Source organism: Myxacorys chilensis, assembly GCF_059505265.1.
On sequence record NZ_JCACKG010000195.1, the window covers coordinates 25,283 to 37,362 of the forward strand.

The 12,080-nt window shown below is 47.2% G+C and carries 9 protein-coding genes; 6 read left to right on the plus strand and 3 right to left on the minus strand.

The features are described 5' to 3' along the window. Positions 1-389 precede the first annotated feature (389 nt). A complete protein-coding gene (locus AC5JLB_RS18020) occupies positions 390-2,195 on the plus strand; it encodes a PA14 domain-containing protein (RefSeq protein WP_495875206.1) in 1,806 nt (601 codons plus the stop codon). A gap of 343 nt (positions 2,196-2,538) precedes the next feature. Here the strand turns inward: AC5JLB_RS18020 and bchI are convergent, their stop codons facing one another. Continuing rightward, positions 2,539-3,639 carry a magnesium chelatase ATPase subunit I gene (bchI, locus tag AC5JLB_RS18025; RefSeq protein ID WP_495875207.1) on the minus strand — a complete coding sequence of 367 codons (1,101 nt, stop codon included), beginning with the start codon at positions 3,637-3,639 and terminating at the stop codon, positions 2,539-2,541. Positions 3,640-3,932: 293 nt separating this feature from the next. On the opposite strand from bchI, the gene dapB reads away from it, so the two are divergent. Further along, positions 3,933-4,754, plus strand: a complete 822-nt coding sequence (dapB, locus tag AC5JLB_RS18030; protein ID WP_495875208.1) for a 4-hydroxy-tetrahydrodipicolinate reductase — start codon at positions 3,933-3,935, stop codon at positions 4,752-4,754. 53 nt (positions 4,755-4,807) lie between these two features. Here dapB and AC5JLB_RS18035 read toward each other — a convergent pair whose 3' ends face one another. After that, a complete protein-coding gene (locus tag AC5JLB_RS18035; RefSeq protein WP_495875209.1) occupies positions 4,808-5,539 on the minus strand; it encodes a DUF928 domain-containing protein in 732 nt (243 codons plus the stop codon). Between the two features lie 262 nt (positions 5,540-5,801). On the opposite strand from AC5JLB_RS18035, the gene AC5JLB_RS18040 reads away from it, so the two are divergent. Next, positions 5,802-6,311 (plus strand): pyridoxamine 5'-phosphate oxidase family protein, encoded by a 510-nt coding sequence (locus AC5JLB_RS18040; protein WP_495875210.1) that lies wholly within the window; start codon positions 5,802-5,804, stop codon positions 6,309-6,311. Between the two features lie 74 nt (positions 6,312-6,385). Continuing rightward, positions 6,386-7,009 carry a cold shock domain-containing protein gene (locus AC5JLB_RS18045; protein WP_495875211.1) on the plus strand — a complete coding sequence of 208 codons (624 nt, stop codon included), beginning with the start codon at positions 6,386-6,388 and terminating at the stop codon, positions 7,007-7,009. 194 nt (positions 7,010-7,203) lie between these two features. Here AC5JLB_RS18045 and AC5JLB_RS18050 read toward each other — a convergent pair whose 3' ends face one another. Continuing rightward, complete coding sequence (locus tag AC5JLB_RS18050; protein WP_495875212.1) at positions 7,204-7,977, minus strand: SGNH/GDSL hydrolase family protein; 774 nt, start codon at positions 7,975-7,977, stop codon at positions 7,204-7,206. A gap of 117 nt (positions 7,978-8,094) precedes the next feature. On the opposite strand from AC5JLB_RS18050, the gene AC5JLB_RS18055 reads away from it, so the two are divergent. Both AC5JLB_RS18055 and AC5JLB_RS18060 read left to right on the plus strand, forming a co-directional pair. Next, positions 8,095-9,222 carry a beta-galactosidase gene (locus AC5JLB_RS18055; protein WP_495875213.1) on the plus strand — a complete coding sequence of 376 codons (1,128 nt, stop codon included), beginning with the start codon at positions 8,095-8,097 and terminating at the stop codon, positions 9,220-9,222. A gap of 202 nt (positions 9,223-9,424) precedes the next feature. Beyond that, on the plus strand, positions 9,425-11,230 hold the full coding sequence (locus tag AC5JLB_RS18060) for a glycoside hydrolase family 15 protein (protein ID WP_495875214.1): 1,806 nt from the start codon (positions 9,425-9,427) through the stop codon (positions 11,228-11,230). Positions 11,231-12,080: the final 850 nt, after the last annotated feature.

Below are 12,080 nucleotides of genomic sequence, written 5' to 3' on the forward strand. Positions count from 1 at the left end.
TCAAGATGTATGAATTCAAGTAATATAATACCGAGTTCATATGGGCAACCGAACAGTAATAATTTTATGGTTGCTATTTTTTTACAATCTCTTAGTTAGAATTCCAGCCGGATAGACCCAAACCCTAGCAAATAGTTCCTTATACTTGGTCAAAAGGTGGAACGCCAATTCTTTCAATAAACAGTGTGTACGGTCTGCAAAGCAGTGCCAAATTCGCCACTTTTCAGTCCTCTTTAGTCCTGTGTTGAATCGCAATACTGTTTCTTTTCAAACCAGTGTAATTACTGCTTCATCAGTTTTCTAGACAGATCATTTTGTTTGCTATGCATCTTCCCTGAGCTTTTCGCAAAGCTTAGTCAGATTAGACTGTCAAATTCTAGGAAAACCTTGTGTTAGACTCCAAACTCAATACTTTATCGAGCGATGCTTCGGAGCTTGGCGGCAGCGATCGTAGCTTTAGCGCGCTCGAATCGTCCCCCTATTTCGATGAGCGACTGCCAATTACATCGCAAGCCAGCGCAGAGGCTACGCTACAGAGTTCTCTTATCGCCGCTCCTGACTCACAATCGAGCGGTCTAACGGCGCAGTACTTTGATAACCCAGACTTCACCAACCCTGTTCTCAAGCGCGTCGATGCCACCGTTGATTTTGCTTGGAACTACGGTTCGCCTGATTCTAAAGTCGAAGCAGATGCCTTTTCAGTGCGCTGGACAGGGCAGATTCAGCCAAAGTACTCAGAGACGTACACGTTTGAAACACTGTCCGATGACGGCATCAAATTGTGGATTAACGGACAACTCGTGATTGATCACTGGAACGATCACGCGCCAACAACTGACACCGGAAGCATTAGCCTCCTTGCGGATCAGTCCTATGACATTAAGCTGGAATATTATGAGCAGGGCGGCGAAGCGATCGCTAAACTTTTTTGGTCAAGCCTCAGTCAAACCAAAGAGATCGTTCCTCAAAGTCAGCTTTCTTCCTCCTTTTTAGAGGAAACCGTTCCAGGACAGGCCAACATTGCTCTGCCCGGAGAACAAGCCCGGAGCGCCAGCGCCTTCATCGACTCGCTAGGAATCAATACCCATCTGCGGTACAACGATACCAGTTACGGTCGGTTTAACGATGTGATCGAACCAAGATTGATTGAACTTGGAATTCGTCATATTCGGGATGGTGGCAATAATGCTGAGCTATTTGAGAAACTCAATCGCCTAGCAATGTCTGGAATTCGCTCAACGCTGGTAATGGATCCTAAAGACGATATTTCTCCCACTGAGGCGGTCAACATTGTCAAACGAGTCGCAGCTTCAGTAGACGCGGTTGAAGGTCCCAATGAATGGGATGTGAACAACGTTTCTACGTATCAAGGACAGGGGAATTACGCTGGAGCCCGCCAATATCAGACCGAGCTATACCGAGCAATGAAAAGCGATCCGGCGACGGCAGGCTATTGGGTGATTGCTCCCTCTTTAGCACAACCCGAAAATGCAGATCAGATGGGGTCTTTGCGGGACGTGTCCGATCTGGGCAATATGCACAGCTATGCAGGCGGCAGAACACCCACTAGTGATTACGATTGGCGATGGATGCCTCTAATGCAAAAGGTAACAGCCGATCGCCCCATTGTTGTAACTGAGACGGGTTGGCACACCGCCGATCACTACACGGCACTTCAGCAGCCGAATGTGACTGAGCAGGTTGCAGCAAAATACGTTCCTAGACAGTACTTGGAGAACTTCAACTGGAATATCCGACGAACGTTCATGTATGAACTGATCGATCAGAAGCCTGAATCTTCTCAAGAGAATCGGTTTGGTTTAATTCGACACGATGGTTCTCCAAAACCTGCGTTTTATGCAGTTAAAAATTTAATAAGTTTGCTGAACGACACACCCAGCAATGTTCCATTAGGAACGTTGAACTATAGCTTGACTGGAAACACCACAAATCTGCATCACACGCTGCTGCAAAAGGCGAATGGAGAGTTTTTCTTGGTGCTGTGGACGAATGGAATTAGCACGGATGCAACGGTCAACCAGCAAGTGACTTTGAACGTGTCAACTCCAATCCGTCAAGCAACAACGTTTTTGTCAAACCAATCGACCAATGCTACTGGACAATATGTTTCACCAACCCAAATTACATTGGAGGTACCCGATGAACCGTTGATTGTGAAATTGACGCCTGCATAACTTGACGAATGCCTCTAAGACATGATTAGGGCGCTTCATCTAATAGCGCTATAGAGAATTTGACAATGCTAGTTGAAAGAAAAGTTAAACGTAAAGACTTGCTAGCAATCTGTCAAATTTAGAAGATGGCTTGAGGGATGAGTGACTATACCTAATTCATCCCTCTGCTAAGCGTTGCCGCAGGCGCTTCTCCTTTGAGAAAGCACTAGTCGAGGTTACGGACGTATCAAGTAGTTTTTCTGAGTTATTGTGATTTGCGCGATCGCTAACCACGCAGCAAAAAGGCTGCCTAGCACATTTGCAGACAGCCTCCTGAGATGATTACCAGAAAAATTTGAGAAAACTATCCTGTTACTTCTATGCCAAACACCTGACCAAATACCTTTTCAACTTTGTACCCCGAATCGATTGATTCCATCGGGTCTTTGCGTAAGCGATGGCGGAGACACAGCGGCGCAATTCGACGAATATCATCTACAGTTACATCAGTTCGACCTTCAAGCGCTGCTAGAGCTTTAGCAGCGCGGTTGGTCACAATATCACCCCGCAGACCATCTACATCTAGTTCAGAACAAACTTGGGAAATTTTGACACGCAAATCGTGATCGATGTTGATTGACTTTAAGCGTGCCTGAGCATCCACAATCGTCTGCTGAAGGGCGTCTTGCTGCGGCTGATAGTGATCTAGAAACGGCATCGGGTCTTGATCAAACTCAGTCCGTTGTTCAACAATTTGCACTCGTAGCTCAGGCTGTTTCACCGTGCGAATTTCGGCGTGCATTCCAAAGCGATCAAGCAATTGAGGACGCAGTTCGCCTTCTTCTGGGTTGCCAGAGCCAACAAGCACAAACCGCGCAGGGTGACGAATCGAGATGCCTTCTCGCTCAACCGTATTCCAACCGGATGCTGCCGAGTCGAGCAACACATCCACTAAGTGATCATCGAGCAAGTTGACTTCATCAACATAGAGGATGCCTCGATTTGCCTTTGCCAGCAGTCCGGGTTCAAACGCTTTCACCCCTTCAGAAAGAGCTTTTTCGATGTCAATCGTGCCACACACGCGATCTTCAGTCGCGCCTAGTGGCAGGTCTACCATTGTCACTTTCTTCTGTGCAACTGGCACATCTGCCCCTTGCTCGATCTTCTGACGCACCTCGTCACCCATCATTTCAGGATCGCTGGGGTGGCTATTAAAAGGATCATCTGCCACGACTTCAATTTCGGGCAGCAAATCTGCCAGCGCTCGAATCGTGGTCGATTTACCAGTGCCGCGATCGCCCATAATCATGACGCCGCCAATTTTGGGGTCAATGATATTGAGAAGCAGTGCCAGCTTCATTTCTTCTTGTCCAACGATCGCGGTGAAGGGAAAGACTGCTCGACGGCGAGGGATGGACGCTGTAGCACGTCCGTTGGGCGATCTAGCTTCTGTCGTATAGGTCACGGGATATCCTGAAGGGTTTAAAGCAAGTTTAATGAGTGTCTTTCATTGTGACATATTGTGTGAGGCGAAAACCGCTAGAGTCAGGGGAGCGCTAGAGCGATCGCATCTATAACCAACACAGGCTCAGGGTTGGATTGCCAGCACATCAGCAATAAATGCTAAGTGTTGATGAGCGCAGAAATCGACGAATAAACGTCAGAATAGCCAACTCACTGAAGCTCACTAAGCTTTAAAGTCTCTACACTGAAGGCAAGAAAATCGATAGACTGAGTTGTCTAAGCTGAGGGTGGAATATGGCAGGTCGAATTCCGGTGGTGGTGAACGGCGCGACAGGAAAGATGGGGCGCGAGATTGTGAAGGCAATTTCTCAGGCGCAGGACATGACATTGATCGGCGCGATCGCACGCAATCCCCAGTACGTCGGAGAAGATATCGGAGAAATAGTTGGGTGCGGGGCGCTAGAAGTGCCGGTTACGAATGAGTATGAGCCAATGATGGCAATGCTGTCTCAAGAAAAAGAATTGGGCGTTGTGGTGGATGTGACCCATCCTGACGTGGTGTACGGCAACATTCGTTCTGCGATCGCGTATGGAGTTCGTCCAGTCGTGGGCACAACAGGATTGAGTCCCGCTCAGATTGGAGAGTTAGCCGAATTTGCCGACAAAGCCAGCACCGGATGTTTACTAGCTCCTAATTTTTCGATTGGCGTGATTTTGCTTCAGCAGGCAGCCGTTCAAGCCTCCCAGTATTTTGATCATGTTGAAATCATTGAGCTTCATCACAATCAAAAAGCGGACGCTCCCAGCGGAACCGCCGCTCAAACCGCGCAACTCTTAGCAGAAATGGGGAAAACCTATAATCCTCAAATCGTCGAAGAAACTGAGAAAATGGCGGGTGCAAGAGGAGCGCAAGCAGGTGAAGGAATTCGGATTCACAGCGTCCGTTTACCGGGTTTGGTAGCGCATCAAGAAGTGATTTTTGGCGCTCAGGGACAAATCTACACGCTGCGACACGACACCAGCGATCGCTCCTGTTATATGCCTGGAGTACTGCTGTCAATTCGCAAAGTGCTCCAGCTTAAGACGTTGGTCTATGGGTTAGAAAAAATTCTTTGATACTGGCTCTGAATCTCCCTTCTTCCAATTTGTAAAGAAGGGAGAAGGCAGGTTTAGGGCTTGAGATCAAGGATGGGCATCTGTGCGATCGCGCCCAATCCTACCGAATCTAATAATGATGTCCATTGTTGATTGAGCGCCGGGTTCTGAGGCTGTGCCTTGCGCAAATCATCCAACGTGAGGAGAACATTCCACCAAACTCCTGATTCTGCGTAGATAAATGCTTGCTGCTGCAAGTCGGCTTTGGCTAACAGTTGAGTTAACTGTGCATCAGGCTGAATTCGTTCTAAAGCGCCCTCGATCACCGTAGCTGTCGAGCGATCCACAGCGCTTGCTACTAATGAGACCGACCAGCGATACTGCTCTCTGATTTTTAAGGGAGGCAGAGCAGCATCCTCAAAATTCACTCGCACAATGCCGGGCGTTTGCAGCACAGCCATTTCCTTCTTAAACAAAGTTTTCTTACCATCAGCAGATCTGATCCGGACAATCATCATCTTGGCCGTTGTTTTAGGAATGTACACCATCAAGCTTGGATAAGCAGCCGTTGTGTACCCGATGCTCGTTTGAGGCACAAGCGCTTGCAGTTGTTTGACTTGCGCTGTGTCACCTCGACTCGCGCCCCCGCGCGTAGTCGAAAGGCTGCCTCGGCTGGGTGGTCTAAATTTCAGCACCGATTTGGTGGTTGCTTCGCAGTTCCCTATGGGAACAATCGCTACATTCGCCAAACCTGTAAGCAGTAGAGTCAGCGCAACTAAAGAAAAAGCTCGACGTTTGCTAATCATAGGAAAATGAAGTGTTTGGATAAAGAGAACCAGCACGATGCAAGGCAACGAAGTCTCTAAAAAAACCTCACCTCTTAGAATTCCCACAGCGCTATCAGCGCACTATTAAGCAGGGACACTCTCTCTTCTGACACATGCGATCGCGGCTCCAACGCGCTAACACTAAAGGACAAGCGACTTAGTATCGCGTAATCCTTTGAGTTTGGCGAAACGAATCGCTCACACTCTATTCAATGTAAATCTACACAGAAATAATTTAGCAATGACTGTTTCTACCGATAATCACACCGAGCAACTGAAGAAGCTGCGCGATCTCGTCAAAGACATCGAATACTGCATGTTGACGACCGTTAATCCCGACGGCAGTTTGCACAGTCGCCCGATGGCAACCAATCGCGAGATCGAAGAGAATGGCGATCTTTGGTTCTTCACCTACGCAAGCTCTTATAAAGTCGATGAAGTAAATCAAAATCACCACGTTAACGTTAGTTTCGCTGCACCCGATAAGCAGACCTATGTTGCGATGTCAGGGCAAGCCGAATTGATCCAAGATAAGCAGAAGATCGAGGAGCTTTGGGTTCCTGATCTCAAGGCTTGGTTCCCCAACGGTGTGAATGAGCCTGACATCGCGTTGTTAAAAGTTAGCGTTGAGAAAGCAGAATATTGGGATTCGCCTGCAGGTGTCGTGGCAAAAACAATTGGTTTCATCAAAGCAGCGACAACAGGTGAGCCTGCGAGCAGTGGAGACAACCAAAAGATTAATTTGAAGTAAAAAATAATCTGAAGTGGAACACGTTGTCTCTGCGTGCTAGACCACGAACATTAATAGCTTAGGACACGGACAGGATGAAAACACCTTTAGAAATTACATATCGCAATCTGGATCATTCCGATGCGATCGATACTTTGATTCACGAGAAGCTGAACAAACTAGAGCGCTTGTGTAGTTACATCAGTAGCGGTCAAATCGCAGTCGAGAAGATCAACGAACGACCGACTCACGGTTCTCCCTACCGAGTACGAATCGACCTAAGAGTTCCTCCTAACCATGAATTAGTTGGAGAAGATCACCCAAACGATCTGAGCGTTCCTCTAGAGGCAGTGGTTAGAACTGCTTTTACTAAAGTTGAGCGTCAGCTAAAAGAACTCACCGATCGACAACGAGAATCTGAACATTCTAAAACTCATGGAGCGGGTGGCGATTCAACTGCGATCGTGACAAAGCTGTTTCGGGAAGATGGCTACGGATTCATCAAAACTTTAGAGAATGGATTAGATGTTTACTTTCACCAAAACAGTGTGAGTCACAACGATTTCGATCGCATCGAAGTGGGAACGGCAGTGAGGTTTGTTGCCACCGAAGGAGAACAAGGATTGCAGGCTACCACGGTTCAAATTGTTGACAAACCCGGAGTGCGGGAAGGCAAAGCAGATCAAGACTTAATCGAGCCACCGCTAGGATGGCGATAGCAGGTGTCATTAGAAGCCAAGCGGTTTGTACTTGATATTGCATTAATAAAAAGCTGGACTCAGTTGATCCGGGTTCAGCTAGTAACCTTTTTGTTACGCTTCCTTTCCAACTGAACAACTGCTACTTCAGAAGCTTAAATCGACAGATTTTTTGGTCTTAACGGTTTTTCCAGTCATCAGGGATTTTTTAGTCATTAGGGACTCAGTTGTTCCAATGCTTGCTGAATTGCTCTCACTGCTAAAGGAGCCATGATGTTGTATCCCTTCGCATTCGGATGTAGTCCATCGTCTGATAACTCTGCTCTCAGCATTCCTCGGTCATCCAGCATGTGACTGTAGTAGTCAAGATGGATGCAATGATTCGCTTTGCAATACTTCTTAAACCAATAGTTCAAAGCTTCAATCTTAGCTGGCGGTCGTCCAGCTAAGATTTTTTTCGCGCCATAATCATGGATTGGAAGCAGTGACGCAAACACTACTCGAATCTGGTGGGCCTTCGCTAACTCTGCGATCGACGCATAGTTGTCTTCAATTTGGTCTAAGCTCATGGGGCCTGTATTGCCTGCAATGTCATTTGTTCCTGCGAGAATGACGACGACTCGTGGCTTGAGGGCAACTACATCTGGACGAAATCGGATCAACATTTGAGGCGTTGTTTGCCCAGAAATGCCCCGGTTGATATAAGGTCGACGCGGGAAATAGGTAGATAGATCCCAAAAATCGGTGATGGAATCGCCAAAGAACACGACTCGGTTTTCGCCCACTGCAGGTGGGGGGACGGTGGCATTCGCTTGGCGATACACCTCTAGTTGTGCCCAATCCTCCAAGCGTTGTTGAATTTGTTGAATTTGCTGGCGCAACTCATTAGGCGATTTAGGATCAAGAGTAGGAGGATATGCATCAGCAGACAGCTTAAAAGTTATCAGATTGAGTGCTGTTGCCAGAGCAATCAAGAAGGAACGTTGCATGGACTAAAAAGTCATTCTTAAGATTGAACTGTTAAAAGCTTACCCATACCTAGAATTTCAGTGTATAAGGCGTAATAAATGCAACAATTATTGAGATAAAGGTTTGACGTGCCGACGATGAAGCGAATCGAAAAAACCAACTTTACTACTGAGTTACGTCTGACCCGTAGGCAGTTCACGCTTTTCCTCGGATCAAGCGTTTCCGCTTTGATAGCATTGAGTGCTGACCGGACTAAAGCCACTTCTCTGGCTCAACTCTCCCCTCAGACAGCAAGCCGTAAACGACCTGTATACTTGGGAACCACGTTCAGCCAACTTCAGTGCCGCTACCTAGGATTAGACTACCAAAAAGCCTTCAGCCACATTTGCTCACTGGGGTTTGACTACATTCGGCTGTGTAGTTACTGGAATGAAATCGAACCGCTCAAAAACCAGTTTGATTTCACAATCCTGGATTGGTTGCTCGATGAAAGTCATCGGCAGGGAATTGATGTAGTGCTGACGGTTGGAATGAAATCACCTCGCTGGCCCGAATTTCATTTTCCAAAGTGGCTCAGCGATCGCTGTGATACATCTGGCAATCCAGAACCGCTAGATCGCAATGAGCAGATTGCAGACTACACACTCCAGTTCATTCAAACGCTTGTGAAGCACACACGTCATGCCCCTAGTCTGAAGTACTGGCAGGTTGAAAACGAACCTTTTACTCGCTTAGATATTACGGCAGGCCGCTACCTCAGCTACGGCTTTGTGCGCCGGGAAGTTGAACTCGTGCGATCGTTAGCCCTTCCTAAGCAAAAAGTATTGATGACCAACTCCTTGACCTTGCCTACTGCTGAAGACGCTGAAGACGAGCGTGCCTTTCAAGAAAGCCTTGCTCTAGCCGATGCTGTCGGGATGAATGTTTATACGAAAGTGCCAGTAGGCAACTCCTCTAGCTACCTGGAACCTGAAGAAGCCTATCGGACAAAGCTAAAGGAATGGCAGAAGATACTGGTACACATGGGGAAAGAGGATTGGATTGCCGAAGCACAGGCAGAGCCTTGGGAGCCTCATGAATTGGTTGCCACTCGTAAAACTGATTATCTGAGTTCCACCCCAAAGCGAGTGGAATATATCGTCACGACTCTAATGGATATCGGTTATAGCAGGGTTTTGCTATGGGGCTGTGAGTATTGGTACTGGAACAAGATCAATGGACGGAACCTGTGGTGGTGGACGGTGCAAAAGTTGCTTGAAGCTTAGGTTCAAGGCGATGCAAGATCCAAAGAAGCGTATATGAGAGCTTATTCTTGATATCCCAATCTAGCCGTTTGCACTGAGCTAGACTTTGGAGATGGAGTACTCGAACTTTAACTAGAACGGTTCTTAAACAGACAACCTGTTGAATGTTTCCTAAAAATTGAAGATCAGTCTCTCCAAAGTGCAAGCAAACTCTAATCTCAAGATGACAAACCGCTTTCCGAAAATTCGCGACTTGGCTGTGATTGGCGATCGCTGCACTTCTGCCTTGATCACAACATTGGGTTCGGTAGTGTGGTACTGTCCAGAACGATTTGACTCTCCATCTTTGTTTGCATCCTTACTTGATCTAAATCGCGGCGGATCTTGGTGGCTACAGTTACCCAATGCCTCGTTTGCGAACCGCGCTTATTTGGGAGACAGCGGTGTCTTGGAAACAAGGCTGACAACCCCGCAGGGCGAGTTAACCATTCTTGATTGGATGCCAATGGGAGAGAAGGTTCCTAAGGGAATTTGTCGTCGCTTTTCAGTGGCTCCAGCCGACCTGACGGTGATTCTACAGCCTGCACCCGACTACGGTCGTCGTTCCCCTAATCTGCAATTTGTTGATCAGGGCGTTCAGATTGACGATCGCTACTATCTCTACGCCTCTCATCCTCTTAGCATTAGCGCAAGCGACACCTGTGACGAAATCTCAGAACCACACGTTTCTTTCACCATTCCTCAAGGTGAAGCGGGTTGGGCAGTGTTGGTCAATCGATCGCTGCCGTTGCCAACCGAACAGGATGTGAACTACTGGTTAACCGCAACGCGCGATCGCTGGCAGCAACTTTTCAGTCCTGTTTGTTATGACGGGGCATATAAAGATCAAGTCGCACACTCAGTTCGCGCTCTACGGCTACTCACGTTTGAGCAGACAGGTGGAATTATAGCGGCAGCAACTACCTCCCTGCCGGAAGCGATCGGGGCAGAACGAAACTACGACTACCGCTACGTCTGGCTACGCGATGCAGGCATGGTTGTGAGTGCTTTGATTGGGTCATGTAGCGATGGTTCTGAATCGCAACAGTTCTTAGAGTTTGTCTGTGGCTACGATTGGCTTTGCCAAGCGCCGAAGAATCGCGGCTCATCTAAAGACCTTCCCCTTTCTCCGGTTGCTGATGTTGACGGTGAAACTGTTTCCGACGAAGTAAAACTCGATTTCACTGGGTACTGCAACAGCCAACCCGTTCGTATCGGCAATCGTGCAAAATCTCAATTGCAGCTTGATGCTCTTGGTAATGTTTTATTAGTTGCTAAGCTGATTTATAGCCGTTTTCAGACTGATGAGCATTGGTCAGTTGTCGAAAAGGTTGCAGATTATTTGGCAGACCATTGGAGCGAACCAGATCACGGTATTTGGGAAGAAGAGTCAAAGGAACATTACACGGTTGGTAAAGTGCTTGCAGCCTGTGGTTTGATGCACATTGCTGATTTTGCCAAAACCGACGCTCAAGCTCGTCGCTGGCGAGCGGCAGAACAAGCGATTCGCCGTTTTGTGACACGCCATTGTTTGACCTCCGAAGGGGCTTATGCTGCTTTTGCAGGCAGTGAAGCAGTTGATGTCTCCGCCGCTCTATTTCCCGTTTGGGCATACACGGCTCCTGACACAACCGAAATGGTTGCAACAATTGACGCGCTTGAGCGTAACTATGCAAGCGGGAATCTATACCGACGGCATCTAGAAAACGCTGACTCTCAGCAAGAAGGGGCATTTTTAGCAGGTACGCTCTGGGTCGCTCAATATTGGGTCGCTCGCCGCGACTTTCAACGTGCTCGCACGATCGTTGATGCCGCTTTAGCTTGTGCAAATGATTTAGGATTTTTTGCTGAGGAGGCAGATCCCCAGACAAAACAGATGTTAGGCAATTTTCCTCAAACGTTTGTTCACGCAGCGTTTATCGGAGCGGTCATTAGTTTGGAGGCTGGATTGGAGCAGGACAAGGCAGGAAAGGTTAAGATTTCCGATTGAGTTCATCACCCCGTTTGAGGGGCAGCCCATCGTTCCTTTCAAGGGGTTGGCAACATACGCAGGTAAGCGCCGCCGAGTTGGTATTCACCTGTTACATCGGTCACTGAGTGCGCTGTTACCGCTCCCTTTTAAATCAACAGAATTTCTTTTACTTTCTTCAGTCTATTTTCAGCTATAAAAATAAAGACTCTATTCTTTAGGTCAAACCATTCTTGGTCGATTTAATTCGCAAAGTTTCACTGTGGTGCTATTCAATTGGCATCTCAATGACACAAGAATTTCATATATTAGTTCTAGAGCGTAACTTTGAATTATTTATCGCATTATTTTTAAGTCAAACTCTCAGGAATCAGGATTTGAGCGATCGCAGAAAGTCTTTCTGTTAATGGGTTTCAGCATTCGGAACGCCCCCAAAAAGGTTCATTCAGATTGCCCTACAAAATCGCTTTAGAAAGGTTCGGTTATCCCCCTTAATGCTCTCTATTCAAACTCTATCTAAACATTCATGATTATAAAGAACGCAGTTTGTGGAGTGATTCAGTCATGCTGTATCCCTTGCTAAGTATGTTTTTCTGCTCCGTCAGCGGCTGGAAAAAATTACCTCTAGAAATAGGTTCAAACCCTTTACTTTATAGAAAAAGTGCTATATCATTAGAGCATAACCTGAAGTCGAACTGATTTCGAGATAGCACCGCTCCACCACGCTACAGCTCATTGTCAATTTATCTACAGCTCAACGCGACTCATTTGCGATCGCCACTCCCTCAGCTTCTAAATCAGATTCAGTGAACCATTACTTCTTTCGTTTTGTCATGATTCCTTAGAATTCGTAGCATTCATCTCCTTACAC